Below are 25,952 nucleotides of genomic sequence, written 5' to 3' on the forward strand. Positions count from 1 at the left end.
TTGCTGTCCTGTTCCGTAAGTTCACGCCCTCAAGGCGCGATACGTGAATGAGTGCCTAGCTGAACTGGCGAAGGAAACGCAGGTCGTTCTCGAAGAACAACCGCAGGTCGTTGACGCCGTAACGCAGCATCGCCAGACGCTCCACGCCCATGCCGAAGGCGAAGCCGCGGAAGCGCTCGCTATCGATACCGGAGTGACGGAAGACTTCCGGGTGCACCATGCCGCACCCCATCACCTCGAGCCAGCCGGTGTGGGAGCAGACACGACAGCCGTCACCGGCGCACATCACGCACTGGATATCGACTTCAGCGGACGGTTCGGTGAACGGGAAGTAGGACGGACGGAAGCGGACTTCCAGATCATCACGCTCGAAGAAGGCATGCAGGAACTCTTCGACGGTGCCCTTGAGGTCTGCGAAGCTGACATTCTCGTCGACCAGCAGACCCTCGACCTGATGGAACATCGGGGTGTGGGTCAGATCGGAGTCGCAGCGATAGACGCGGCCCGGACAGACGATGCGCAGCGGCGGCTCACTGGCCTTCATGCTGCGCACCTGCACCGGCGAGGTGTGGGTGCGCAGAAGACGCGTGGCATCGAAATAGAAGGTGTCATGCATCGCGCGCGCCGGGTGATGCGACGGGATGTTCAGCGCTTCGAAGTTGTGATGGTCATCTTCGATTTCCGGCCCTTCCGCGACACCGTAACCGATGTGCGAGAAGAAGCTTTCGATACGCTCAAGCGTGCGGGTAACCGGGTGCAGGCCGCCCACCGGCTCACCACGGCCCGGCAGGGTCACATCGACGCGCTCGGCGGCAAGGCGTGCATTGAGCGCTGCCGTTTCCAGCGTATTGCGACGTGCGTCCAGCTCACCGCTCAGCAGCTGCTTGGCTTCGTTGATGGTCTCACCGGCCTTGGGGCGCTCTTCGGGGGACAGCTTGCCAAGGCCCTTGAGCAGTGCGGTGATCTCGCCCTTCTTGCCGAGAAAACGTACCCGTACCTCATCGAGGGACTGGACGTCTTCGGCCGCCTGGATCGCGGTGCGTGCTTCGTCCACCAGGGTGGAAAGATGTTCCATCCGTTCAGCTCCGATCGCTTGAGTCACTGGCGCGGCAATGTCCGCCGCCAATGGAAGTCGCGCCGACCCGAAGGTCGGCAGGGAGAGCGCTCCGCCTGCGGTGAATCACACAGACGATCGCGCCCTTGCCAGAGACCGGCCCACAACGCGGCCAATCCCGTTCATGTCACTGCTGACCCACCGCCGGTTCTCTGACGGCAGGCCAAACAAAAACAGGGGAAGAGCGGCTGCTCTTCCCCTGTGACGTAACACGTCATCTCGATACCGCCTGAGTTGTCCAATGCAAGCATTCGACAGTCACGACCCGGTTTGCCTGCTTTGCGACTCGCCGGGTCTGGGCGATATCTGATCCGGTCACTTACTGAGCAGCCTTGGCCTTCTCGACGATGGCAGCAAAGGCAGCTTTTTCGTGAACCGCGATATCGGCGAGGACCTTGCGGTCGATCTCGATATTGGCCTTCTTCAGACCAGCGATGAAGCGGCTGTAGGACATGCCATTGATGCGGGCCTCAGCGTTGATACGCGCGATCCACAGGGCACGGAACTGACGCTTGCGGACACGACGGTCACGGTAAGCGTACTGGCCGGCCTTGATGACAGCCTGCTTGGCTACGCGGAAGACGCGTGAACGCGCTCCGTAGTAACCCTTGGCCTGCTTCATGATCTTCTTGTGACGGCGACGTGCGACGACGCCACGCTTGACGCGGGACATAGCGTACTCCTGATATTAAGAAAGTTGGACCGAGGTAAGGACGGCTTACAGGTTCGGCAGCATGCGCTGGATCAGCGCCTTGTCTGCAGCGTGAACCTGCTTCATGCCACGCAGCTGACGCTTACGCTTGGTCGACTTCTTGGTCAGGATGTGGCTACGGAAAGACTGCTTGTGCTTGAAGCCGTTGGCAGTCTTCTTGAAGCGCTTGGCAGCGCCGCGGTTGGTCTTGATCTTCGGCATGAGTATTAACTCCGCTCGGTTTCTTGAGAAAATCCAGGGCCGACAAAAAAAGCCACGCCCGCAGGCGTGACCCTGATGTGTCCGTTCTACTGCCTATGGATCACTTCTTTTTCGGCGCGAGAATCATGATCATCTGACGACCTTCCATCTTCGGGAAGGACTCGACGGTCACGAGTTCACCGAGGTCTGCGGCGATACGTTCCATCAGCTTGCGGCCGATGTCCTGATGCGCCATCTCACGACCACGGAAGCGCAAGGTAACCTTGCCCTTGTCTCCGCCTTCGATGAAGCGAGTCAGGTTGCGTAGCTTGACCTGATAATCGCCTTCATCGGTACCAGGACGGAATTTGACTTCCTTGACCTGGATCTGTTTCTGCTTCTTCTTCTGCAGATTCTTCTGTTTCTTCTCGTCGAAAAGAAACTTGCCGTAATCCATGATCTTGCAGACGATGGGATCGGCATTGGAAATCTGGACTAGGTCGAGCCCTGCCTCTTCGGCCTTGGCAAGCGCGTCTCTGGTTGACACTACGCCAACCTGCTCGCCATCTGCGTCGATGAGGCGGACTTCGTCCGCACGAATACGGTCATTGATGGGAGCCCGCTTTTCCTGGGGGCGTCCGCGCTGATTATTCCGCTTGATCGTTGCGTCTCCGTTTGGCTGAAATTCGTTACTGTCAGACCTGCTCTTCCTTCAGGCGTTCCATGAACTCTGAAACTTTCATGGTGCCGAGATCTTCACCGGAACGGGTTCTGACAGCTACTGCATCAGCTTCCACTTCCTTGTCGCCAACGACGATGAGGTAAGGAACCTTCTGCAGAGTATGCTCACGGATTTTAAAGCCGATCTTCTCGTTCCTCAAGTCTGCTTTGACACGGATGTCATGTTTCTCGAGGCGGGAGACCAGATCCTTGGCATATTCTGCCTGGGAATCCGTGATATTCATCACGACAACCTGCTCAGGGGCAAGCCAGAATGGCATCGCGCCTGCGTGGTGCTCGATCAGGATGCCGAGGAAGCGCTCGAAGGAGCCGAGAATCGCGCGGTGCAACATGACCGGCATGCGACGCTCTCCACTTTCATCGACAAACTGGGCACTGAGACGCTCAGGCAGATTGAAGTCGAGCTGTAGAGTACCACACTGCCAGACACGATTCAGACAATCTCGCAGAGAGAATTCAATCTTTGGTCCATAGAAGGCGCCCTCACCCGGCTGCAGCTCCCACGGCAGGCCAGTCGCATCCAGTGCTGCCTGCAGGCCAGCTTCGGCCTTGTCCCACGCTTCCGGCTCACCGATGAAGGATTCCGGACGAGTGGAGAGCTTCAGCTCGACGTCTTCGAAGCCGAACTGACGGTAGACTTCCAGCGTCAGACGGATGAAGTCCTCGGCCTCGGACTCGACCTGATCCTCGGTACAGAAGATGTGGGCGTCGTCCTGGGTGAAGCCACGCACGCGCATCAACCCATGCAGAGAGCCGGACGGCTCGTTGCGGTGGCAGGAGCCGAACTCGGCCAGACGCAGCGGCAGGTCACGGTAGCTCTTCAGGCCCTGATTGAAGACCTGGACGTGGCACGGGCAGTTCATCGGCTTGACCGCATACTCACGCTTCTCGGACTCGGTGGTGAACATCAGCTCGTTGTAATGCCCCCAGTGCCCGGATTTCTTCCACAGCGAAAGATCGACCACTTGCGGGGTCTTGATCTCCTGGTAGCCATTGGCACGCTGGATACGGCGCATGTACTGCTCGAGCACCTGGTACATGGTCCAGCCATTCGGATGCCAGAACACCATGCCCGGCGCCTCTTCCTGCATATGGAAGAGGTCCAGCTTCTTGGCCAGCTTACGGTGATCGCGCTTCTCGGCTTCCTCGAGACGCTTGAGGTAGGCCTTGAGCTGCTTCTTGTCCGGCCAGGCGGTGCCATAGATGCGAGTCAGCATCGGCTTGGTGGAATCACCACGCCAGTAGGCACCGGCCAGCTTGAGCAGCTGGAAGTGCTTGAGGTGGCGGGTATTCGGCACGTGCGGGCCGCGGCACATGTCGGTATATTCTTCGTGGTGGTAAAGACGGATGGTGTCGCCTTCGCCGATGCCCTCGATGATCTCCTGCTTGTACGGCTCATCGCGCTTCTCGAAAGCGGCCATGGCCTGGTCACGCGAGACATATTCACGCACCACATCGTACTCGCTGTCGATCAGCTGCTTCATGCGCTTCTCGATGGCCTCGAGATCTTCCGGGGTGACCGAGCGGCCAAAGTCGATGTCGTAATAGAAACCGTCATCAATGACCGGGCCGATGGCCATCTTGGCCTCCGGGTAGAGCTGCTTGACGGCATGACCGATCAAGTGCGCGCAGGAGTGACGAATCACGTCCAGGCCTTCCGCATCACGCGCCGTGAGAATGGCGACGTTGGCGTCTTCGGTGATCATGTCAGCGGCATCGACCTCGACGCCATTGATCTTGCCGGCCACGCAGGCCTTGGCAAGACCGGGACCGATGGACTCGGCCAGCTGCATCACGGAAATCGGGGTATCGAAGGTACGCTGGCTGCCGTCAGGCAGAGTAACGATAGGCATGAAGAAATCCTTGCGTTCAGTGGTGGCCCTTACCAAGGGTCACGTGAAGCGAATTTGGCCGAACGCGAGGCGTCGGCTCGAAATGGGGGCAATGACGATCACACCCCTCACGCTACTGACCCCGGCCTACAATGCCTGGGGCGCCGCCCACTGCCCCATGATGATCGAGCGACCAGTCAGGGTGTGGACACATAACGCGGGAACATGAACGAGGCAAGACCTTAGCAGCCCATTCAAAAGTCGTAAAGATACGCTTGGCCACTGAAAGCCATGCACGACACGAACGCAGACGGGGCGCCCTGAGGCGCCCCGTCTGATTCAGCTTACCGCGTTCGGCTTACTTGACTTCAGCAAGCTCGACACGACGGTTTTCGGCACGGCCTTCAGCGGTATCGTTGCTGGCGACCGGCTGCTCTTCACCGTAACCCACAGTCTGGATACGGTTGGTGTCAACACCTTCGGAAGCCAGGTAGGCCTTCACGGAGTCAGCACGCTTCTGGGACAGCTGCTTGTTGTAGGAGTCAGAACCCACGGAGTCAGTGTGACCTTCGACGCGAACGCGGACATTCTCGTTGGAGACCAGCTTGGCCGCCACACCGTTCAGCACTTTCTCGGCGTTGGCAGTCAGCTTGGCGGAGTCGAACTCGAAGTTCACGTCACGCAGGACGAGGTCAGCGACACAGCCCAAGGCATTGACCTTGGCGCCGGCCGGGGTGTTCGGGCACTGGTCCTGGTAGTCCGGCACGCCGTCACCGTCGGAATCGAGCGGGCAGCCTTTCGCGTCAACAGTGACGCCGGCCGGAGTACCCGGGCACTGGTCCTTGTAGTCAGCAACGCCGTCACCGTCGGTGTCCAGCGGGCAGCCTTTCGCATCGACTGCGACGCCTGCCGGAGTTCCCGGGCATTCGTCACGGTCGTTCGGCACGCCGTCGCCATCGTCGTCCATGGACTTCGGTGCATCGTCTGCACACAGCAGTGCGCCAGCGGTCGCGCCGCCGACAGCACCCAGAGAAGCGCCGGTATCTTCGTCGCTGTCGCCAGAGACGCCGTAACCAATCCCGCCACCGATCAGGCCACCGGCCAGACCGCAGACGAACGGCTGGCTGTACCAGGGCTTCTCAGCAGATGAAGACTGGGAAGCAGAGCTTGCGCAGCCAGACAGGCCAACAACCAATGCAGAACCCAGAACCAGGCCAGTCGTAGATCTTTTCATGTAAGACTCCTTCTTAACACAGCGCAATATGTAACGAGGGTGTTACGTTTCGACTCAGTATAAGAGCCGAACTCGTTACGATGAAAGGAATTTTATTCAAATCTTCCTTTATGAAGAAAGCACATGCAGGTGCGTCCTTCCAGCTCTGATCGGGTCTGTTCCCTTGAAAACGGTACCGATCCTCAGGCATACGTTGAAGGAAAACAGTGTTTTTTGCAACGTCGAAAAACTTTGACACTAACTGTATCAGAATGGCGACGCTGTAAAACCCCTGTTTTACCCTCTTCCAAGGTGCTGGCGCACCAGCCCCTCGAAGATCTCGACGCCGGGCGCCAACAGCGTATCAGGAAAATCGTAATCGGGGTGGTGAAGCCCCGGCATTTCCTCACCTGCGCCAAATGTGAACATGGCAGCATGGCAGTCTCGTGCCAGCACGCCAAAGTCCTCGGACCAGCGATGTGCCTGAGGAAGTTCCACACAATCAAGCCCTTGCTGTCGCGCCACGCGGCGAATCATGTCGTTCGCCTCAGGCGAGTTCCAGGTCGCATCGAAGGTGTCACACCAGTCAACGTCGATACCCAGACGGTCTTCTTCCGCCTCGCTGCGCGCCAGTGACACGGCCGCTTCCGCCAGCGCCTTCATCATGTCATCGCTCTCGGTGCGCAGGGTGACCATCACCTCGGCATCGCCCGGTGAGGTACCGAACGCGACCTCGCCCAGGCGCGCATGAATCAGAGTCACCATCGCAAGTCCGGTTTCATCGGCAAATTGCAACGGCAGACGCGACAGGCCTTGCATGATGCGACACATGGCCATCGCCGGACTGCGACCGTTTTCCGGGTGGGCCGCATGCGCACAGAGCCCGGAAAGCCGCACGATCATGCCACGTGAAGCGCAGGTGAAGGCATGGTCGCGCACACTGACCTCCCCGAGAGGGCGCCCCGGCAAGTTATGACACGAGTAGAGATAATCCGGCTTGAGTGCGGCAAAGGCCTTGCTGCGCACGACGGCACGCGCCCCTTCGCCGGTTTCCTCGGCGGGCTGGAAAAGCAACACTACCTCGCCCCTGGCGACCGGAGACGCCGTCAGGCGCTGCGCCACGCCCAGCATCCAGCTCATGTGGCCGTCATGGCCGCACAGGTGACCGACATGCGGATGACAGGAGGACCAGTCGCCGCGCGGCGCCTCATCGATGGGCAGAGCATCCAGCTCACAGCGCAGCATGACGCGCGGTCCTGGTTCGGCGCCGCGGAAGATGGCGGCCAGGCCATGCCCGCCCAGCCCGCTGACCACCTCGGCGCCGGCCTCCTGCATCCAGCCGGCGATGCAGGCCGCCGTGGCGGCTTCCTGTCCGGAGAGTTCCGGTGAGCGGTGCAGCGCGTGACGCAGCTCGGCCAGCGGCGTGGCCAGCAAGGAAAGTGAAGTGTTCATGCCTGGCTCTTGAAGACTCATCAGACGGCCTGCCCTAGATCTGCTGGCGAAGCGGGACGCTTGCGCCCCAGGTAATGCTGATGCCAGGACTCCATGTTGCTCAGCACGCGACTCGCCGCCAGCTGCAGCGGCTCCGCCAGCGCTTCCTCGACGGCAATGCGCTCCTTGTCTTCGGCCAGGCGCTCACGCGGCGACAGCTCCTTGCGTGCTGAATGGGTATGCAGGTGTGAGACCCGCCCATGCAGGACACCGAAGACCGAGAGCACGTCATCTTCCGCCAGCGAGGTGTCGAGAATCTCGATCAGTACCTTGCAGCGCAGACCGCCTTCCACCACGTCGACCTGCCCGGCCTGCATGGCGCGTGCGATGGCTTCGAGGCTTTCCAGACAGTTCGCGCGGGCCTGAATGAGCTCTTGCTCGCGACGCGCCTCACGCACCTTGACCTCGCGGCGCAGCTTGAGGGCATAGAACGCCAATCCCGCGATGATGATGATCGCGATGACGGCCAGAATGATGCTGATAGTCAGGGACATGCCTTTCTCCTGCGGTAAACAAGCCATGAGTATAGGGACTGCACACGCGACACCCAAGGCGGGGCACTGCGACCGATGACCACATAGCCCGCCCTCGCCCACGCCTTGCGTCAACAAGAGGCCCCGCATCAGGGATACGGGGCCAGTCGTGTCATTCACTCTTGCACGCTTTTCTCTGTCGCACTCATGCTTCGTCCGGCACGCGAGTGGTCGAGCTGTCGGCACAGATTTTCATCTGTCCAGCCGTCAGCGCCCCGCCATCAAGGCCTCGAAACTGGCCTTGAGCTTGAGATTCTGTGCCTGATGCGAGTAATTGCGTGCCAGGCTGGCCAGTGCAGTGCTCAGCGCCTGCGTGTCGCTCTCGAGCAGATGGCTGCAGCGCTCGGCCCACTGCTGTGGCGTGGACTCTGCCGCCATGACCAGCTCAGGATAGTCATCGAGCAGCTCGGCCGAGCCGACCCGCGCATTGAGCAGCACAGGTGCGCCACAGGCCATCGCCTCCAGCGCGACACGTCCGAATTCCTCGATATGGGCCGGCATCACGAACAGGTCCAGCGCGCCGTAGAGCGTCTCGACCTCCGGGATGGTCGAGCGCCAGAGCATACGCTCGGCGATGCCCGCCTCCCTGGCCTGCTGCTGGTAAGGCGCGGCATCATCCTTGCCTACCACCAGGAAGCGATAGCGGCCCGGTGAGGCCTGCTCCATCAGCGCCGCCATCGCCACGAACCCTGCCACGTTGCGCTTGGTGAAGTTGCCGGATGACACCAGACCGACAAGCAGCTCATCTTCCGCCACTCCCAACGCTTCACGCTGGGCGGAGCGCCCTGCGCGCGCACGCTCGACCGTGAACTGCACCGGGTCATAGCCCGGGTAGCTGATCTCGATCCGCTCAGACGCGATACCATAGCGCGCTATCAGATCCTCGCCCATCATGCGCGAATTGACCGCGACCTGACGGAACTTGCCGCCCTTGAGCACGTGATCATGAATCGCCGCCACTTCGTGGTCGCCAGGCAGCTCACGGCCATGGATGCACTGCGAGGCAAGGTGCACGCAATTGTGCAGATAGACGGTATCCGGGCTTTCGCAGTCACCATGACTGATCAGCAGGTCGGGCGCATGACGGCTGGCCCAGGCCTGGACACGGCGATTGAACCAGAAACGTCGATACGCCCCCTTGAAGGGCCACCGCCACAGACGCACCAGCTCCGCGCCGTGGGCGCGAGCCAGTTCAGGCTTGCCACGCTCGGCGAGAATCACCACGCGATAGCCCAGCGCGCGCAACGCATCCGCCTGCTCGAAGGCATTGCGGCTGGCACCGGTGTTCTTCTCGACCTGACGAATGGCGATCGCGGCCAGCTTGCCTGCACCAGTGCTCACGACGCCTCCTGCACACGGCGCATGGAATCACCACGACCGACGGCGTAGTACATCAGGCCTGCGGCCTTCATGGCGGCGGGCTCGAACAGGTTGCGGCCATCGACCACCACCGGGAAGCCGAGCTGAGACTTCAGCCACTCGCCATCCAGGGTGCGGAATTCCTTCCACTCGGTGCAGATCACCAGCGCATCGGCACCCTTGACTGCCTGCTGACGGTCCGCGACCAGCACCAGCTCATCGCGCTCGCCGTAGATGCGGCGGCATTCCTTCATGGCTTCCGGGTCATAGGCCTGCACGGTCGCGCCAGCCGCCCACAGCGCTTCCATCAGCGTGCGGCTCGGCGCGTCGCGCATGTCATCGGTGTTGGGCTTGAAGGCCAGACCCCAGACGGCGATGGTCTTGCCCTTGAGGTCGCCATCGAAGGCCCGCGACAGCTTGTCGAACAGCGTGACCTTCTGGCGCTTGTTGACGGATTCCACAGCGGTCAGCAGCTCGGCGTCATAACCGACCTGACTGGCAGTACGCGCCAGTGCCTGGACGTCCTTCGGGAAGCAGGAACCGCCATAACCACAACCGGGATAGATGAAGTGGTAGCCGATACGCGGGTCACTGCCGATGCCGCGACGCACTTCCTCGATGTCCGCGCCGAGACGCTCGGCCAGGTTGGAGATCTCGTTCATGAAGCTGATCTTGGTCGCCAGCATGGCGTTGGCGGCGTACTTGGTCAGCTCGGCGGCGCGCACATACATGAACATCAGCTTTTCATGATTGCGGTTGTAGGGCGCGTAGCATTCGCGCATGCGCTCACGCACCTTCTCGGAATCAGTGCCGACCACGATGCGCGCGCCACGCGTGAAGTCGTCCAGCGCGGCGCCTTCCTTGAGGAATTCCGGGTTGGAACAGACATCGAAATCGACACTCACACCGCGCTGGTCGAGCACGTCCTTGACCCGCGCCTTGACGCGGTCTGCCGTGCCCACCGGCACGGTGGACTTGTCGATGATGACCTTGTAGTCATTCATGTGCTCGCCGATGGTGGTGGCGACGGACAGCACGTACTTGAGGTCGGCGCTGCCGTCTTCGTCCGGCGGCGTCCCCACGGCGATGAACTGCAGCACGCCATGCTCGACGGCTTCACGCGCGTCAGTGGTGAAGTTGAGACGGCCAGCCTCGACATTGCGCAGCACCATGCTCTCCAGCCCCGGCTCGAAGATGGGGATCTCGCCCTGCTTGAGGCCATCGATCTTGGCTGCATCAACGTCCATGCAGATCACGTCATGGCCGACATCGGCCAGACAGGTGCCAGTCACCAGGCCTACGTAGCCTGTTCCGAAGACAGTGATTTTCATGTCAGTCCTTGAGAGTTTCTGAAGGTAATGAAGCAGGGGACAAGGTGAGCGCCGACGACTCCTCTGGCGGCGTCACGCGGGAATCCGGTTCTGGAGCTTGCCCATCGCGCTTCGCACCCAGCCCGGACGCGAACCCCGGACGTTCCAGCAGCTCGGTGGTCGCCTCGACGGCTTCCTCGAGCTCTTCGGCACCCGGCGCGAGAGGTCGGGAAAGAAAGTCCGACGGCAGGGCTTCATAGAAGTTAAGTCGTCCCAGCTGGTCCAGCACCGGATGACGCTCACGCGGCTGATAGCAGACCGCCCAGGGCGACAGGCACGGCTTGTCACCGGAGAAGCGGATACCCAGCCAGTCGCTGGCCAGATAGGGCAGGTCAAAACTGGCGAAAGGCGCATCGGCGTGCGACCGCAGGCGCGCCAGCTCACGTGCGGGATTGGGCGCTTGCGCCGTCTGCCACAGCCACAGCGGAATGCGGTACGGCGCCTGACTGGGGCGGTCACCGCCATGCACATAGGCGTCACTGAGCGGGTCATGCTCGAGGCCGTGGTCCGATAGATAGAGCACGCCAGCGGGCCGCCCTTCGAGGCGCTGGAAGACGCCCTCTATCACCTGATCCGTGAAGCGGATGCTGTCATCGTAGGCATCGGTCAGCGGCGAGCGGCTGTCCGGGGCCAGGAAATAGCGCAGTGAATCCGGGTACTGCAGACTGGCGGGAGGATGGCTGCCGTACAGATGCAGCACGATCAGCCGCGGCCCGGCAACATCACGCGCCAGCGCCTCATCAAGGGCATCCAGCAGGCCATCGTCATAGTCGGTCATGATGGTGCGCGCGATATCGGCACGCTGGGCGATGGCGGTGATCCAGGTACGCTCGGAGGTGATGTCGAGCCCTTGGCGCGACAGCCACTCGGTATGATAGCCGGCCTGATTGGCCAGCGAGATCAGATTGGCGTCCAGGTAGCGCGGCGAGAAGGTGCGCGGGTCGGTCAGGCTGGCCAGCATCGGCACCGCCAGCACGGTCTGCGGCGCCGGGGCGATGGCCTGATCGAAGACCACCAGCTCATCGCGGCGCGCATCGAGATTCGGCGTCGTGGCGCGGGAATAGCCATACAGCGACAGCTGATCGCGGCGCTGGGATTCGCCGATGATCAGGACGAAAACGGCGTCATCCGACACTTCGGGGCTGCGCGAGACGCCGCCGAAATCATAGTCATCCGCCATCAGCGCCTTGTAGCGTTCCTTCTCCCACCAGGCATGCGAGGTGGTGGCCAGATTCCAGCCCGGCGAGACCGACAGCGTCGTGATGACCAACGGCACGCTGGCCCGCCCCCACTGCCAGCTACCGGCCAGCAGCATCAGCATCCAGAGCACGAAGGCGATTCCGCTGTGCCCGCCCAGCCGGGTACGCGCCAACCCCGACCCGAAGCGATTGCCCAGTGACAGCGCCAGCAGGAAGAACCCCAGCGGCACGATCAGGGCCAGCGGGAACTTGAACAGCATCGCCATCGATTCGCTGCGACTGGTATCCAGCGAGCTGAGCGCAAAGGCCAGCCCATAGCGGGAATCGTAATAGACGGCGCTGACCACACTTGCGGAGAGATTGACACCCAGCGCCGCCATCAGCCCCAGCGCCGGCCAACGCCAGCGCGGACGATGCAGCGCCGCCAGCAGACACGGCCACAGCAACAGGTTGCCGAACAGGATCAGGCCGCCCTCGAGCAGGCCGTGATAGATCAACGGCACCAGGCTCGCCAACAGGGACAGCATGATGGCGGAGATCCCCCCGGCCCGCTTGCTCGCCTGATCACTGCGCGCAAACAGGCGACGGACGAGGCGCTGCAGCAGGCCCTTCATGCGCGTCCTCGCAACGGCATGAACGCTTCAGCCCTCACGCGGGCCAATGGATGCACGAGCCGTCGAGCCCCGGCCACCCTTAGACGTCCAGCGCCTGGCGCCAGCGACCATCCGCTTGGCCACAGGCGATGAAGAAGGGATTCACCAGCGTATCGCGGGCGTTATAGTCCAGACGACGCGGCTGTACAGGCAATGACTCGGCATCGAAGACCTGGCCGCCGGCCGCTTCCAGTACGGCCTGGGCCGCCGCGGTGTCCCATTCGCTGGTCGGCGCGTAGCGCGGATAGAGGTCCGCATTGCCTTCCGCGATGCGACAGAACTTGAGCGAGCTGCCACAGCTGACATTCTCCACCGGTGCCAGGCGCTCGATCAGCGCCGCCGTGCGCGCATCGAGATGCGACTTGCTGGCCACGACTCTCAATACCTCTGGCTCCGGACTGACCGCGATCTCGACACGCCCGGCGGCGTCTTCCCGGAAGGCCCCCACGCCGGCAAGCCCGCTCCAGGTCGTCGCCAGCACCGGCGCATCCACCACGCCCAGCACACTGCGCGACCCTTGGATCAGTGCCACGTTGACGGTGTATTCACCGCTGCCGGTGACGAATTCGCGCGTGCCATCCAGCGGGTCGACCAGCCAGAAGGTCTGCCAGTCACGCCGCGCCGCGATATCGGCCTTGTCGCTCTCCTCCGAGAGCACCGGAATCTGAGGCGTCAGGCGGGCCAGCCCCTCGACCAGCACACGATGCGCCGCCATATCCGCCGCCGTGACGGGACTGTCATCCGCCTTGGCGCGCGTGCCGAGCTCTCCCCCACGGGCAACGGCGAGTATCGCCTGCCCCGCTTCACGGCAAAGCTGTTCAATGGCCGTCAGCAGTTCAAGATCGAGGGTGGCATCAGACTGGGTCATGGGGGTCTCGCAGAGAATTCGAAGGAGTCGACACGGGCCCTTCGGCCCGCCGTCATCATACGCAAAAGCGGCCGCGGATGCTGCCCGCGACCGCTTCGAGAGGTCTTCACACAAGCGCCGTCAACTCAATCTCGGTCAACTCAAGCTCGGTCAACTCAAGCTCGGTCAATTTCGGCGCACTGACCATGCAGTATCAGTTGTCAGGCACTGCGATAGCCGTTGGGATTGCGCGACTGCCAGCGCCAGCTGTCGGCCATCATGCGGTCGAGACCCAGCTCGGCCTTCCACTTCAGCTCGTTGAAGGCCTTGTCCGGCTCTGCCCAGCATTCGGCGATATCACCGGCGCGACGCGGTGCGATGCGATACGGCACCGGACGACCGCTGGCCTTCTCGAACGCCTTGACCATGTCCAGCACGCTATAGCCGGTACCGGTGCCCAGGTTATAGGTGTGAACGCCATCCCGCGCATCACCGGCCAGGTAGTCCAGCGCCTTGAGGTGGCCATCGGCCAGGTCGACGACGTGGATGTAATCGCGCACCCCGGTGCCATCCGGCGTCGGGTAGTCATCCCCGAACACGGCCAGTTCCTCGAGGCGGCCCACGGCGACCTGGCTGATATACGGCACCAGGTTGTTGGGAATGCCGTTGGGGTCTTCACCGATGGTGCCGGACTCATGGGCGCCCACCGGATTGAAGTAGCGCAGCAGCGCGATACGCCAGCTGTCATCCGCGACAGCCAGGTCGCGCAGCACTTCCTCGACCATCAGCTTGGAGCGGCCATAGGGGTTGGTCGCGGAGGTCGGGAAGTCTTCGCGGATCGGCGTGGAAGCCGGATCGCCATACACGGTGGCGGAAGACGAGAACACGATACGCTTGACGCCGGCACGCGCCATGGCGTCACACAGCACCAGGGTGCCATTGACGTTGTTGTCGTAGTAGGCCAGCGGCTTGGCGACGCTCTCGCCGACCGCCTTGAGCCCGGCGAAATGGACCACGGCCTCGATATCGTGACGCTCGAACAGGCTGTCGAGCAGCGCCCCGTTGCGGATATCCCCTTCGACGAACGGCACTTCACGCCCGGCAAGTGTCGCCACACGCGCAAGAGAGGCTTCGCTGGCATTGGACAGGTTGTCCAGCACCAGCACCTGATGGCCGGCCTCCATGAGCGCCAATACCGTATGAGAGCCGATGTAGCCTGCACCACCCGTGACCAGAATCATCAATCATCTTCCTTGTGAAAGTAACGCGACAGCAGGCCACGCAGTTGTCCTGCGCTGGCCCTGTTCATGGCTGCTAACCCTACCTTCCAGCCCTTGCGCTCACAAGTCCACAGCCAACGACAGCGTCTGTCGCCAGACGGCAACCTGCCCCGTGCAAGATGGCGCCATACAGGGCCTGGCCCGAGGTGTGAACACATCGGATCACGCGTCGCGCTTGCGCGGCGTCAAGGTTTCACCTATCGGCGTTTCAAAACAGGCAATGAAGGCTATTGAGCCGCGCCGCAATGCTGAGACAATGGCCGCGCCTTGTCGCCTGAACGCCCGGCTGATCGACTCGCGAGCGACTTTCTGACAAGGCAGGCAACATGACACGCCGTGCACGTCACCCCGACCGGGGATATATGCGCGGCATGTAATGAATAACACCAACACGACAACTCGCCATCACCTACCATGACCCATACCAACAACACGATGACCACCATGATGAGGAAGCCAGTCGCCGACCGGCTTCTCTGGAGTCGACATGCCTGAGCAATCTCCCGATCACGTCGCTGATCAATCCACTACGCCGCCACAAGCGCCACTCGCGGCGCGCATCGGCCTGATACTCGGCCCCCTCCTGTTGCTGCTGACCTGGTTGACACCGGCACCGGGCGACATGCCGGACAGCGCCTGGCTCTGCGTCGGCCTGGCCCTGTTGATGGCCACCTGGTGGGCCACGGAGGCCCTGCCGATTCCGGTGACCTCGCTGCTGCCCATCGTGCTGGTGCCGGCGCTTGGCATCGACGACATCAAGAGCACCACCGCCGCCTATGCCAACCCGACCATCTACCTGTTCCTCGGTGGTTTCCTGCTCGGGATCGCCATGCAGCGCTGGGACCTGCATCGCCGCGTGGCCCTGCATACGCTGAAGCTTGCCGGTCACTCGCCGCGCCGCCAGATCGCCGGCTTCATGATCGCCACCGGCTTCATCAGCATGTGGGTGTCCAACACCGCCACCAGCATCATGATGCTGCCCATCGGCATGTCAGTGGTCAGCCTGATGTCCAGTGGTCAGGATGAGCGCGACAGCAATGACCCGGAACTGAAGCGCTACGCCGCCGCCCTGCTGCTGGGCATCGCCTACTCCGCCAGCCTCGGCGGTATCGCGACCCTGATCGGCACGCCGCCCAATGCCCTGCTGGCGGGCTACCTGTCCAGTGATCAAGGCATCGAGATCGGCTTCGCCCAGTGGATGCTCGTCGGCCTGCCGGTCGCCATCACGATGTGCGCCATCACCTGGTGGTGGCTGACGCGCACGCCCTTCTCCTTCAAGTCCGAGACGGCAGACAGCGGCGAGATGATCAGCCGCGAGCTCAAGGCACTGGGTGCCATGAGCAGCGCCGAGAAACGTGTCGGCGTTGCCTTCCTGGTGGCTGCCCTGCTGTGGATGTTCCGCCCGCTGATCAACCAGATGGGCCTTGCCTGGCTGTCGGACACCGGCATCGCCATGGCCATCGGCGTGGGCCTGTTCGCCATTCCCTCCGGCACCTCACGCGGTCGTCGACTGCTGGTGTGGGAAGACGCGCGTGACCTGCCCTGGGGTGTGTTGCTGCTGTTCGGGGGTGGCCTGGCACTGGCGGGCGTGATCAAGAGCTCGGGCCTCGCCGAGTGGATCGCCGGCCAGCTGTCGATGTTCAGCGTGCTGCCACTCATCGGCCTGGTCGCCATCGTGGTACTGGTGATCATCTTCCTGACCGAGGTCACCTCCAATACCGCGACGGCTGCCGCCTTCCTGCCGCTTTTGGGAGCACTGGCGCTGTCGCTGGACATCGATCCGCTGCTGATCACCGTGCCGGCGGCCATCGCGGCCAGCTGTGCCTTCATGATGCCGGTGGCGACGCCGCCCAACGCCATCGTGTTCGCCACCGGCCACCTCAAGATCCAGACCATGATGCGCGCCGGCTTCTTCCTGAACCTGGCCGGTACCGTGGTCGTCACGCTGCTGGCCTATGGCCTGATCGTGGCACTGTGGGTGTAGAGGCAAGTGTTGACGCAGGATCTGGGGGAGCACGAGGAAGAGAACAAAGGTAAAAGCGAAGGTGAGAACAAGGGTTTAAGCACAAGCGCCTGACGAGATTCTCACCGCCCTTGAAGCCTGAGCCCTTGAAGACTGAGTCCTTGAAGACTGAGCCCTGGAAACCTGCAAGCCTCAGCCCCCCGAAACGACAACGCCGGACTCCAATGGAGTCCGGCGTTGTCGTTCATGCCAGGCAGATTCTGCGACTTCTCATCATGACACCTGCGGTCATGTTCAGAAGAAGCCGAGGAAGCCCTTGATGATCAGCGAGTTGGCGATATCGATCAGGAAACCACCCACCACCGGCACGATGATGAAGGCCAGACGCGACGGCCCGTGGTGCTGCGTGACCGCCTGCATGTTGGCGATCGCCGTCGGCGTGGCGCCCATGCCGAAACCACAGTTACCCGCAACCAGTACCGCTGCGTCGTAGTTCTTGCCCATCAGGCGGAAGGTGATCTGGGTGGTGTAGAGGAACACCAGTGCAACCTGTGCCAGCAGGATGGCCAGAATCGGCAGTGCCAGATTGGCCAGATCCCAGAGCTTGAGTGTCATCAGCGCCAGCGCCAGGAAGATGGACAGGCTGATGTTGCCCAGCACATCCACGGCGTGGGTATTGAGGTGCTTGTCGCCGAAGGCGCGCACCACATTGCCGATGACGATACAGCTGAACAGCACCCACACGAAGGTCGGCAGCGAGAAGGCGGTGCCCGACGTGAGCGACTGCAGCTGCTGGCCACAGACGACTCCGAGCAGCAGCATGAAGAGTGTCTTCAGGGCATTGGCCGTATTCAGCGGATGTTGGACTTCCGTCTCGTCATATTCGGAATCGCTGACCTGGGCGTTGATGTCCTGCCCTTCGCGCTTCATGCGATTGATCAGGAAGCGTGCCGTCGGCCCGCCGATCAGAGAACCGAACACCAGCCCGAAGGTGGCACAGGCCATCGCGACTTCCATCGCGCCATTGATGCCATATTCGTCGGCGAAGACGTTGGCCCATGCTGCGCCGGTGCCGTGACCACCGGACATGGTGATGGAGCCACCGAGCAGACCCAGCACCGGATCAAGACCGAACAGGCTGGCGACACCGACACCCAGCAGGTTCTGCAGGATGAGCAGACCGATGACCAGCGCGAGGAACAGTACCAGCTTGCTGCCGCCGGCACGAATCATGCGAACGTCTGCCGACAGGCCAACGGAGCCGAAGAACAGCAACATGAAGGGAGTCTGGAGGCCGCCGAAGAACTGGAACTCGTAACCCAGGCCGCGCAGGCCGGTGACGATGATGGTAGCGATGAGGCCGCCGACCACAGGCTCGGGGATATTGAATTCGCGCAGCACGCGCACGCGCTCGACGATCAGATGGCCAACGACGAGGACAAGCGCCGCCAGCAACAGGGTGGTGATAGCATCAAGTTGAATCATGCGATACCGATGAGTAGTTGTGGGTTGTTCTAGCGGACCTCCTGAACGAGAGGTGCACTGGCGATTCCCGACCAGAGCATGGATGGGGACGCATCCATTATCTCTTCCATCAGGGGGTTTGCCTTTGCACCGCTTGGAATTGTTGTGTTCTCGAATCCGGTCTGCCACCAGATCGTTATCATTATGCGGGTGCAGCGATGATACGCAGGGTGGGCACCGGTGCAAGCCCGGATGTTGACTGAGCCGTCAACATCAGACAAAAGTCTATAGAGGCCTGGCGAGCATGACACGTATTTTCCACGCAAGCCTGCTCGCGTCAGCCCAGCAACGGCGGGCGTGAGCGCCAGCCGGGCAACTTCTGCCCTGCCACGAAACGCAAAGACCCCCGCTCTGATGAGCGAGGGTCTCGAGAGAGGCAAAAAAGCCTCTGATCAGTCACGCATGAGGCGTGATGCCATCAGACAGCGACCGGGCCAGCTTCCTCGGCACGTTCCGCTTCGCTGCGTGCACTGCTTTCCAGGCCGCGATTGACCGCCGACAGCACGGCCTTGAGCGATGCGCTCACGGTATCGCCATCCTCGGCCATGCCGCAGACACGCTTGCCATCCAGGTTGAGCATCACGAAGGCCACCGCGACGGCATCGCTGCCTTCGCCGAGGGCGTGCTCACCGTAGTCCACCACGCTGACGGTAGAGCCGGTGTGACGCTGCCAGGCATCCATGAAGGCGGAGATGGCGCCATTGCCTTCGCCGGCCAGCGCGATCTGCTCGCCCTTGTCATCGACCAGTGTCGCGGTGAGCTGCTCGGCTCCTTCGCGATCCAGACGATAGCCCTTGAGACTCAGCGGCGCTTCACGCTTGAAGCTGGCATCGAGAATCGCGCGAATCTGGTCGCTGGACAGCTCACCACTGACCTGCTCGCTAGCCTTCTGCACGTGCGGCGCGAGCTCAAGGCTCATCCAGCGCGGCAGGCTGATGCCGTGATCGCGCTCGAGCAGGAAGGCCATGCCGCCCTTGCCGGACTGACTGTTGACGCGGATCACCGCCTGGAAGTCGCGACCGAGATCCTGCGGGTCGATGGGCAGATAGGCGACCTGCCACGGCTCATCAGGCTGCTGCTTCTTGAGGCACTTGCGGATGGCATCCTGATGGCTGCCGGAGAAGGCGGTGTAGACCAGCTCGCCGACCCACGGGTGACGCGGGTGAACCGGCAGGTTGGTGCACTCGGTGTAGACCTGGATGATCTCGTCCGGGTTGGAGAGATCCAGCTCCGGATCGATGCCCTGGCTGTAGAGGTTCATCGCCAGGGTGATCAGGTCCATGTTGCCGGTGCGCTCACCGTTGCCCAGCAGGGTGCCTTCGATGCGGTCAGCCCCGGCCAGCAGGCCAAGTTCGGCGGCGGCAGCGGCACCACCGCGGTCGTTGTGGGTGTGCAGCGAGATGATCGCACAGTCACGACGGCTCAGGTGCTTGATGAAGTACTCGACCTGGTCGGCGAAGTGATTGGGCGGGCCCACTTCCACCGTGGCCGGCAGATTGAGGATGCAGCGTTTTTCCGGCGTCGGCTGCCAGACATCCATCACCGCTTCACAGACCTCGACGGCGTAATCCATCTCGGTGGAGGTGAAACTCTCCGGCGAGTACTGGAACACCCAGTTGGTGTCCGGGTAGCGCTCGGCGTAGTCCTTGACCAGCTGAGCACCCTCGACGGCGATGGCCTTGATGCCGTCACGGTCCATCTCGAACACCCGCTCACGCTGTACGGTGGAGGTGGAGTTGTAGACGTGAACGACGGCATCACGCGCGCCGACCAGCGATTCGAAGGTACGCGCGATCAGATGCTCACGCGCCTGCACCAGCACCTGGATGCTGACGCCTTCCGGAACCTGATCTTCCTCGATCAACCAGCGCACGAAGTCGAAATCCAGCTGACTGGCGGAGGGGAAACCGACTTCGATCTCCTTGAGGCCGATCTTGACCAACAGCTTCCACATCAGCTTCTTCTGCTCGACCGTCATCGGCTCGAGCAGCGCCTGATTGCCATCACGCAGGTCGACACTCGCCCATAGCGGCGCCTGGGTCACGGTACGCGACGGCCACTGGCGGTCGGTCAGTGCAACAGGGGTCACGGGGCGATATTTAGTGTGGTCGAAGGCAGCACTTGGCGTGGATGCAGCAGTCATGGTCGTGTCCTTGGCGGTCTGGGTGCGAAAAACCGGCAATCGAGGCCCGATACGGGAGATCGATGGCACCTTTCGCACTCAACAGTGTCCCAATCGGGGCGCCTGAGTAAATGTGAGATGACGAAGGCGTGAAGGCCTTGCATCCGAAAGCTTGCCGTCAGCAGGGCAAGCAAGCAAGTCGGGGGCAGCCTAACGTCACTGCCCGCCGCAAGCTCCGGGACCGGATCACGGTCTCCAGCGCGGAGAGAAGGACGGTGGGATCACCACCAGAGCCTTTTCGTGAGCCTCGCTTCGATCAGAAGCCGACTGCGTTCCGCGTTCACCGGTTGCAAGAGGCGTGTCGCCAGCGCCGGTGGCTCATCCTGCTCAGGTATGTCGTTCGCGTCGTGCGTCGTGCGTCGTGCGTCGTGTCATGCGACAGCCACGACCCGAGCGGGCATCTTCATCGCTGAGCAGTGATTACAGTATATGCCGCATATCAGGGCGGACGATTGCGAAAACCACATGACATCGCCATCTTAAAAGCAGATTATTTCACCATTAACACCTTCACCGCCAATGGATTGCGAAAATGAGCCAGAATATTCCTCTCCCGACACTGGACCGCTTCGACCGTCGCATTCTTGACGAGCTTCAGCACTCGGGTCGCATCAGCAATCAGGAACTCGCGGAGCGCATTGGCCTGTCCCCGTCGCCCTGCCTGCGCCGTGTTCGTGCGCTGGAAGAAAGCGGCATGATCACCGGCTATCGCGCCCAGATAGATGCCCGCAAGCTGGGACTCAGCCTGATGGCGTTGCTGCATATCTCGATGGACCGCCACACCCCGGAGCGCTTCACCAACTTCGAGGACACCATCGCCTCACTGCCCCAGGTGATGGAATGCCTGCTGATCACCGGCCAGGAAGCCGACTACCAGCTCAAGGTGGTGGTCAAGGACATGGATGACTATCACGACCTGCTGCTCAAGCAGATCACGCGCATCGAGGGGGTGACCGGCGTGCATTCAAGCTTCGTGCTGCGTCAGGTGATCGACCACCAGCGCGTCCCGACGACCTCCTGAGCCTGACTGTCTGAATCAAGCCCTCATCAACACGAAAGCCCCGTCGGCTATCACCGGCGGGGCTTGCGTGTTGATGAAGATGCCAGCGTGATCACGCAATGATCAGAGCGTGCCGGCTAGCGAAATCACTCGGCATGCCGATTGGAGAAATCACTCGCCACCGATGATGCCGCGGCGAATCTGGTCTTCCTCGATGGATTCGAACAGCGCCTTGAAGTTGCCCTCACCGAAGCCATCGTTGCCCTTGCGCTGGATGATCTCGAAGAAGATCGGTCCGATCACCGTCTCGGTGAAGATCTGCAACAGAATCCCCTCCCCCGGCGCGCCATCGACCAGCAGATTCAATGCCTTGAGGTCCGCGACATTCTCCTCGTGGTTGGGCACCCGCGCATCGACCTTCTCATAATAGGTGGCCGGCGTGGTCAGGAAGGTGACGCCATTGGCCTTGAGCGCCTTGACGGTGGCATGGATATCATCCGTCGCCATCGCCAGATGCTGAATGCCCTCCCCATGGTATTCGCGGATGAATTCCGCGATCTGGGAGTCATCATCCGCTGACTCGTTGATGGGAATGTGCATCTTGCCGCAGGGTGCCGTCATCGCGCGCGAGAAGAGCCCGGTCATCTTGCCTTCGATATCGAAATATCGGATCTCGCGGAAGTTGGCGATACGCGAATAGAAGTCTGCCCATACATCCATCTGACCACGCCCGACATTGTGGGTCAGGTGATCCAGCGTATGCAGGCCGACACTGTTGGCATTCTCGATTGCGCCATCAATGGCGACGAAGTCGGTATCGTAGATCGAGCGCTCGCGGTGATGGTCCACGAAGTACAGTACCGAACCGCCGATGCCTTGCACCGCGGGGATGCCCACCTCGCCCGGCCCGACCGGATGCTCGACGCTGCGCGCACCGTGCGCCAGTGCGTAACGATGTGCCTGCTCGGCATCCGCCACACGCCAGGCCATCGCACAGGCACTCGGGCCGTGGATCGCCGCGAACTCCGCCGCCGGGCTGTTCGGCTCGGCGTTGAGCACCACATTGATGCCGTGCTGCTGGAACAGGAACACCTGCTTGGAGCGATGGCGACGGGTCTCGGTAAATCCGAGCTGGTTGAACAACTTGCGCAGGGCATCAATGCCGGCCGCATCCGGGGCCGTGAATTCGACGAACTCGAAGCCGTCCGTGCCGATGGGATTGTGCTGTTCGATACGCGCCGGTGCGTTCATGTGGGGCTCCTGAGTCAGGCTGCCGACAAGGCAGGCAAGGTAGAGAAAAGGCGGGCAACATCCTTCACGACAGGTGAACGCGTCACACTGGCCACCTGTCGTGTCCCGATTCCGTTATCGGAAATCTATGCCTTGCCTGCCGCCCTGCCCATGCGCCTTGCGCCTGCATTGGTGCCGTGCCCTGCCTCCCCTCACGCCAGACATGTAACGAATCTCTGCCATGGCGCTGACGGCCATCTCGACACTGCCCTCTCGGGGCGCTCCCGCTGCGGCGAGCGCCTGACACTGCGTCATGCTTTCTTTACACCCATCGGCGCCTCACGCCTGCTGCTGCCTCTTGCCCGTCTTGCGTTGGCTGCTAGAGCCAGGCACCGCTGCCCAGCTGCCAGGCCACCCACAGCAGGATCGTGGCGATGAAGGCCTCGATGATCTGCCAGGCACGCGGGCTGGTCAGGCGTGGCGCCAGCCAGCCGGCACATGCCACCAGGCCGAAGAACCAGCCGAAGGAGGCCAGGCTCGCCCCGACGATGAAGCTCTCCGGTGACGGCTGTTGCGCGCCGATCGCGCCCAGCATCACCAGCGTATCCAGATAGACCTGGGGGTTGAGCAGCGTGACGGCCAGCGTCGCCGCCAGCACCTTGCCAAGATTGGCCTTGAGGGCGTTGCTGGCCGTCAGCTGGCCGCCAGTGCGCATGCGCCCCAACGCCTTGAGTGCCTGCCAGAGCAGAAATGCCACGCCGCCCCAGCGGGCAATGCTCATCAACAGCGGTGATTGCTGCATCAGCGCGCCAAGCCCGAGCACGCCGGCGATGATCAGCACGCCATCGCACAGTGCGCAGAGCCCCGCCACCCACCATTGATGCTCGCGCTTGAGCCCCTGCCCCAAGACGAAGGCGTTCTGCGCCCCGATGGCGATGATCAAGCCTGCGCCTACCCCCGCACCATTGAAGAATGACCACCACATATCGCCTGTCCTTTCGTCGTGTCGTTGCCGTGACTGACGACGTCTGCCACGGCTGCCAGTGCTGAGGCAGGCAGAGTACGCTAGGATGAATCCATCAAGGAAATTGATTCAGGGAATGGATCATAAGGAATATTGATGCTGGACTATAAATTGCTGGAGGCGCTGGCGGCCGTCATCGATCAGGCGGGCTTTGAACGCGGGGCGAGAGCATTGGGGCTGACGCAGTCAGCGGTCTCGCAGCGCATAAAACTGCTGGAGGCACGGCTGGGGCAGCCGGTACTGGTGCGTACACCGCACCTGGGGCCGACGCCGCTCGGGCGGCGCCTGCTCAATCATGTCCAGCAGGTGCGCCTGCTGGAACATGACCTGCTCGACCAGATTCCCGCCCTCGGCGAGAGCGAGCAGCGACTGCGCATCGCCATCAATGCCGACTCGCTGGCCACCTGGTGGCCGACCGTCACCGGCAGTTTCTGTCGCCAGCGTGACCTGTTGCTGGACATGCTGGTGGAGGATCAGGAAGTGGCGCTCAGGCGCATGCGCGATGGAGAAGTCGCGGGCTGCATCTGTGCCACGCCACGCCCGGTGCAGGGGGCACGCTCCCATCCACTGGGCAGCATGCGCTATCGGGCGCTGGCCAGCCCGGACTTCGTGCAGCGCCACATCACGACACAAGGTCACGCCATCCCGGCCATTCTGCCGGCCGAGACCCTGCGCAGCATGCCCGCCATCGTCTATGGCCGTGATGACCGCCTGCAGCACCGACTGCTGGCGAGCATGGGCTTCGATGAACCCTTCCCCCACCACCTCTGCCCGTCATCGGAAGGCTTCGTGCGTCTGGCCTTGAGCGGCATGGGCTACGGCATGATTCCCGAGCAGCAGGCGGCACATCTGCTGGCCAGTGATGAGCTGGTGGATATCGCGCCGAACCATGCCCTCGATGTACCGCTTTACTGGCATCACTGGCGCCACGGAGGCAGCACGCTGGACAAGCTCACCGACCACCTGTTGCGGGAATGCGCCACGGCATTGCGCCCGATGCCGGAGCAGGAGACACCCCGCCCCGGCATGCTGTGAGCGCACGCTTCAGTCGTGCATCAGGCCCGTTCAGAAGGGACTCAATACAAGAGCCTCAGCCACCCTGTTGCTCACGCACCAGCTGGGACAGGAAGCGATCACAGGCCGTCAGCTGGCTGAGTTCGATGTACTCATTGGCCTGATGTGCGACCCCGATGGAGCCTGGCCCGCAGACCACCGTCGGCCAGCCTTCGCTCTGGAACTGGCCCGCCTCAGTGGTGTACGCCACGGCCTCGCTGCCCCGCTCGTCGCCCAGCAGGCGCTGACAGAGACGAATGGCCGGGTCTCGATCGCCATGCCCCAGAGAAGGCACCGTTTCCACCGTGCGTTCGCTACGAATCGCCACTTCCGGCGCCCGCTCACGATAGGGAGCGACCAGACGCTCGGCGTGGGCATCGATTTCCGCCAGCATCGCCTCGACATCCTCGCCCGGCAGGTGGCGCAGCTCCCAGTCGAAGATGCACTCCCCGGCGGTGATGTTGACCGCCGTGCCGCCCTCGATGCGCCCGACGTGCAGACTGGCGTGGGGCACATCGAAGCGCTCGTCCAGATGGCCGCAGTCGATGCGCGCCTGCATGCGGTCTTCGATGAAGGTCACCATGCGCGCCGCCAGATGGATGGCACTCACCCCCTGATAGACCAGGCTGGAATGCGACGGCTTGCCGGTCACCGTGGTGCGCAGATCGGTAATGCCCTTGTGAGCATCGACGATCGCCATCATGGTCGGCTCGCCCACCAGCACCGCGGCCGGACGCGGCAGGCGATCACGCAGGCGCGCGATCATGCGCGGCGCGCCCAGACAGCCGATCTCCTCGTCATAGGAGAAGGCAAGGATCACCGGCTTCTTGAGCGTGCCCGCACGCTGGGCATTCACCAGTGCCGGCACCGCCGCCATGCAACAGGCGATAAAGCCCTTCATGTCGGAGGAACCACGCCCATAAAGGCGACCCTCGGCCTCACGCAGCGTGAAGGGATCACTGTCCCAGGCCTGGCCCTTCACCGGCACCACATCGGTGTGCCCGGAGAGCACCACACCGCCCTCGACTTCCGGCCCGATCACCGCCAGCAGATTGGCCTTGTCGCCGCCATCGTTGTGGATGACCTCGGCACTGACACCAGCCACTTCCAGGGCGTCGCGCAGGCAATGGATCAACGCCAGATTCGACTCGCGCGACACGGTATTGAAGCTGACCAGGTGCGCCAGCCAGTCGCGGCTGTCGGGCCAGTCGGAGAAATCGGCGCGCTGTGGCATCAGGCTGGCGGTATTGGCGATGGGGGACGCTGAAGCGGACATGGGCATTCCTGTGCAGATACATCAGAGCGGAGAGCACCATACGCAGCGCGCTGGCCTCATATGCTCACCGGTATAGCGCAGCGCCTCTTCGACAACAAGGGCCTGACTGCCACAAGCGCCTGGCAGGCACGCATCAAGAAAAGACGACGCTGCCACGCCCCGGCAAAGGGCGTGGC

General features: G+C 62.3%; 21 protein-coding genes. 3 read left to right on the forward strand and 18 right to left on the reverse strand.

The genetic code is table 11. From position 1 onward, the window contains the following. Positions 1–55 precede the first annotated feature (55 nt). From pheS to galE, 13 genes are all read right to left on the reverse strand, one after another. Positions 56–1,075 (reverse strand): phenylalanine--tRNA ligase subunit alpha, encoded by a 1,020-nt coding sequence (gene pheS, locus AC5WNJ_RS11290; protein ID WP_495929717.1) that lies wholly within the window; start codon positions 1,073–1,075, stop codon positions 56–58. Between the two features lie 358 nt (positions 1,076–1,433). Continuing rightward, positions 1,434–1,787, reverse strand: a complete 354-nt coding sequence (rplT, locus tag AC5WNJ_RS11295; RefSeq protein WP_495929718.1) for a 50S ribosomal protein L20 — start codon at positions 1,785–1,787, stop codon at positions 1,434–1,436. Between the two features lie 45 nt (positions 1,788–1,832). Further along, the gene (gene rpmI, locus AC5WNJ_RS11300) at positions 1,833–2,027 is read right to left on the reverse strand and encodes a 50S ribosomal protein L35 (RefSeq protein ID WP_043335648.1); all 195 of its coding nucleotides are present in this window, start codon (positions 2,025–2,027) and stop codon (positions 1,833–1,835) included. 100 nt (positions 2,028–2,127) lie between these two features. Continuing rightward, a complete protein-coding gene (gene infC / locus AC5WNJ_RS11305; RefSeq protein ID WP_176678415.1) occupies positions 2,128–2,667 on the reverse strand; it encodes a translation initiation factor IF-3 in 540 nt (179 codons plus the stop codon). 34 nt (positions 2,668–2,701) lie between these two features. Continuing rightward, the gene (gene thrS, locus AC5WNJ_RS11310; RefSeq protein ID WP_176677519.1) at positions 2,702–4,600 is read right to left on the reverse strand and encodes a threonine--tRNA ligase; all 1,899 of its coding nucleotides are present in this window, start codon (positions 4,598–4,600) and stop codon (positions 2,702–2,704) included. A gap of 337 nt (positions 4,601–4,937) precedes the next feature. Further along, positions 4,938–5,813 carry an OmpA family protein gene (locus AC5WNJ_RS11315; protein ID WP_176677520.1) on the reverse strand — a complete coding sequence of 292 codons (876 nt, stop codon included), beginning with the start codon at positions 5,811–5,813 and terminating at the stop codon, positions 4,938–4,940. Between the two features lie 276 nt (positions 5,814–6,089). Then, positions 6,090–7,244 (reverse strand): amidohydrolase, encoded by a 1,155-nt coding sequence (locus AC5WNJ_RS11320; RefSeq protein ID WP_495929719.1) that lies wholly within the window; start codon positions 7,242–7,244, stop codon positions 6,090–6,092. Positions 7,245–7,264: 20 nt separating this feature from the next. Then, positions 7,265–7,777: a DUF2489 domain-containing protein gene (locus AC5WNJ_RS11325; RefSeq protein WP_176677522.1), complete on the reverse strand. Its 513-nt coding sequence runs from the start codon at positions 7,775–7,777 to the stop codon at positions 7,265–7,267. 246 nt (positions 7,778–8,023) lie between these two features. After that, positions 8,024–9,157, reverse strand: a complete 1,134-nt coding sequence (locus AC5WNJ_RS11330) for a glycosyltransferase family 4 protein (protein WP_495929720.1) — start codon at positions 9,155–9,157, stop codon at positions 8,024–8,026. Next, positions 9,154–10,506: a UDP-glucose dehydrogenase family protein gene (locus AC5WNJ_RS11335; RefSeq protein ID WP_495929721.1), complete on the reverse strand. Its 1,353-nt coding sequence runs from the start codon at positions 10,504–10,506 to the stop codon at positions 9,154–9,156. The genes AC5WNJ_RS11330 and AC5WNJ_RS11335 overlap by 4 nt, the downstream gene beginning before the upstream one ends. A gap of 1 nt (position 10,507) precedes the next feature. Continuing rightward, entirely contained in the window at positions 10,508–12,358 is a 1,851-nt protein-coding gene (locus tag AC5WNJ_RS11340) for a sulfatase-like hydrolase/transferase (RefSeq protein WP_495929722.1), read from the reverse strand. Between the two features lie 79 nt (positions 12,359–12,437). Further along, complete coding sequence (cysQ, locus tag AC5WNJ_RS11345; RefSeq protein ID WP_176677526.1) at positions 12,438–13,265, reverse strand: 3'(2'),5'-bisphosphate nucleotidase CysQ; 828 nt, start codon at positions 13,263–13,265, stop codon at positions 12,438–12,440. Between the two features lie 200 nt (positions 13,266–13,465). Then, complete coding sequence (gene galE / locus AC5WNJ_RS11350; protein WP_054555473.1) at positions 13,466–14,488, reverse strand: UDP-glucose 4-epimerase GalE; 1,023 nt, start codon at positions 14,486–14,488, stop codon at positions 13,466–13,468. Between the two features lie 523 nt (positions 14,489–15,011). Here galE and AC5WNJ_RS11355 point away from each other — a divergent pair. Further along, positions 15,012–16,508 carry a DASS family sodium-coupled anion symporter gene (locus AC5WNJ_RS11355; RefSeq protein ID WP_176677527.1) on the forward strand — a complete coding sequence of 499 codons (1,497 nt, stop codon included), beginning with the start codon at positions 15,012–15,014 and terminating at the stop codon, positions 16,506–16,508. A gap of 273 nt (positions 16,509–16,781) precedes the next feature. Here AC5WNJ_RS11355 and gltS read toward each other — a convergent pair whose 3' ends face one another. Then, a complete protein-coding gene (gltS, locus tag AC5WNJ_RS11360; protein ID WP_175088646.1) occupies positions 16,782–17,972 on the reverse strand; it encodes a sodium/glutamate symporter in 1,191 nt (396 codons plus the stop codon). 457 nt (positions 17,973–18,429) lie between these two features. Further along, positions 18,430–20,154, reverse strand: a complete 1,725-nt coding sequence (gene leuA, locus AC5WNJ_RS11365) for a 2-isopropylmalate synthase (protein WP_253061038.1) — start codon at positions 20,152–20,154, stop codon at positions 18,430–18,432. A 571-nt stretch (positions 20,155–20,725) separates the two neighbouring features. Here leuA and AC5WNJ_RS11370 point away from each other — a divergent pair. Beyond that, a complete protein-coding gene (locus AC5WNJ_RS11370; RefSeq protein WP_043331273.1) occupies positions 20,726–21,214 on the forward strand; it encodes an Lrp/AsnC family transcriptional regulator in 489 nt (162 codons plus the stop codon). Between the two features lie 150 nt (positions 21,215–21,364). Here the strand turns inward: AC5WNJ_RS11370 and hppD are convergent, their stop codons facing one another. Continuing rightward, a complete protein-coding gene (gene hppD, locus AC5WNJ_RS11375; RefSeq protein ID WP_495929723.1) occupies positions 21,365–22,444 on the reverse strand; it encodes a 4-hydroxyphenylpyruvate dioxygenase in 1,080 nt (359 codons plus the stop codon). Positions 22,445–22,802: 358 nt separating this feature from the next. Next, a complete protein-coding gene (locus AC5WNJ_RS11380) occupies positions 22,803–23,408 on the reverse strand; it encodes a LysE/ArgO family amino acid transporter (protein ID WP_287020597.1) in 606 nt (201 codons plus the stop codon). A 135-nt stretch (positions 23,409–23,543) separates the two neighbouring features. Here AC5WNJ_RS11380 and AC5WNJ_RS11385 point away from each other — a divergent pair, with 135 nt between their 5' ends. Then, the gene (locus AC5WNJ_RS11385; protein WP_495929724.1) at positions 23,544–24,482 is read left to right on the forward strand and encodes a LysR family transcriptional regulator ArgP; all 939 of its coding nucleotides are present in this window, start codon (positions 23,544–23,546) and stop codon (positions 24,480–24,482) included. 55 nt (positions 24,483–24,537) lie between these two features. On the opposite strand, the gene argE is transcribed toward AC5WNJ_RS11385, so the two are convergent. After that, positions 24,538–25,776: an acetylornithine deacetylase gene (argE, locus tag AC5WNJ_RS11390; RefSeq protein ID WP_495929725.1), complete on the reverse strand. Its 1,239-nt coding sequence runs from the start codon at positions 25,774–25,776 to the stop codon at positions 24,538–24,540. Positions 25,777–25,952: the final 176 nt, after the last annotated feature.

The sequence above is a fragment of the Cobetia sp. PDI-23MA genome (assembly GCF_059507735.1).

Bases quoted from the DNA above. Each gene is read 5' to 3' on its own strand.
- AC5WNJ_RS11315 (WP_176677520.1), bottom strand. From the start codon at position 5,813: ATGAAAAGATCTACGACTGGCCTGGTTCTGGGTTCTGCATTGGTTGTT.
- AC5WNJ_RS11355 (WP_176677527.1), top strand. From the start codon at position 15,012: ATGCCTGAGCAATCTCCCGATCACGTCGCTGATCAATCCACTACGCCG.
- AC5WNJ_RS11335 (WP_495929721.1), bottom strand. From the start codon at position 10,506: ATGAAAATCACTGTCTTCGGAACAGGCTACGTAGGCCTGGTGACTGGC.
- leuA (WP_253061038.1), bottom strand. From the start codon at position 20,154: ATGACTGCTGCATCCACGCCAAGTGCTGCCTTCGACCACACTAAATAT.
- AC5WNJ_RS11325 (WP_176677522.1), bottom strand. From the start codon at position 7,777: ATGTCCCTGACTATCAGCATCATTCTGGCCGTCATCGCGATCATCATC.
- rpmI (WP_043335648.1), bottom strand. From the start codon at position 2,027: ATGCCGAAGATCAAGACCAACCGCGGCGCTGCCAAGCGCTTCAAGAAG.
- AC5WNJ_RS11340 (WP_495929722.1), bottom strand. From the start codon at position 12,358: ATGAAGGGCCTGCTGCAGCGCCTCGTCCGTCGCCTGTTTGCGCGCAGT.
- AC5WNJ_RS11380 (WP_287020597.1), bottom strand. From the start codon at position 23,408: ATGTGGTGGTCATTCTTCAATGGTGCGGGGGTAGGCGCAGGCTTGATC.
- cysQ (WP_176677526.1), bottom strand. From the start codon at position 13,265: ATGACCCAGTCTGATGCCACCCTCGATCTTGAACTGCTGACGGCCATT.
- gltS (WP_175088646.1), bottom strand. From the start codon at position 17,972: ATGATTCAACTTGATGCTATCACCACCCTGTTGCTGGCGGCGCTTGTC.
- AC5WNJ_RS11320 (WP_495929719.1), bottom strand. From the start codon at position 7,244: ATGAACACTTCACTTTCCTTGCTGGCCACGCCGCTGGCCGAGCTGCGT.
- AC5WNJ_RS11370 (WP_043331273.1), top strand. From the start codon at position 20,726: ATGAGCCAGAATATTCCTCTCCCGACACTGGACCGCTTCGACCGTCGC.
- rplT (WP_495929718.1), bottom strand. From the start codon at position 1,787: ATGTCCCGCGTCAAGCGTGGCGTCGTCGCACGTCGCCGTCACAAGAAG.
- thrS (WP_176677519.1), bottom strand. From the start codon at position 4,600: ATGCCTATCGTTACTCTGCCTGACGGCAGCCAGCGTACCTTCGATACC.
- pheS (WP_495929717.1), bottom strand. From the start codon at position 1,075: ATGGAACATCTTTCCACCCTGGTGGACGAAGCACGCACCGCGATCCAG.
- hppD (WP_495929723.1), bottom strand. From the start codon at position 22,444: ATGAACGCACCGGCGCGTATCGAACAGCACAATCCCATCGGCACGGAC.
- argE (WP_495929725.1), bottom strand. From the start codon at position 25,776: ATGTCCGCTTCAGCGTCCCCCATCGCCAATACCGCCAGCCTGATGCCA.
- AC5WNJ_RS11385 (WP_495929724.1), top strand. From the start codon at position 23,544: ATGCTGGACTATAAATTGCTGGAGGCGCTGGCGGCCGTCATCGATCAG.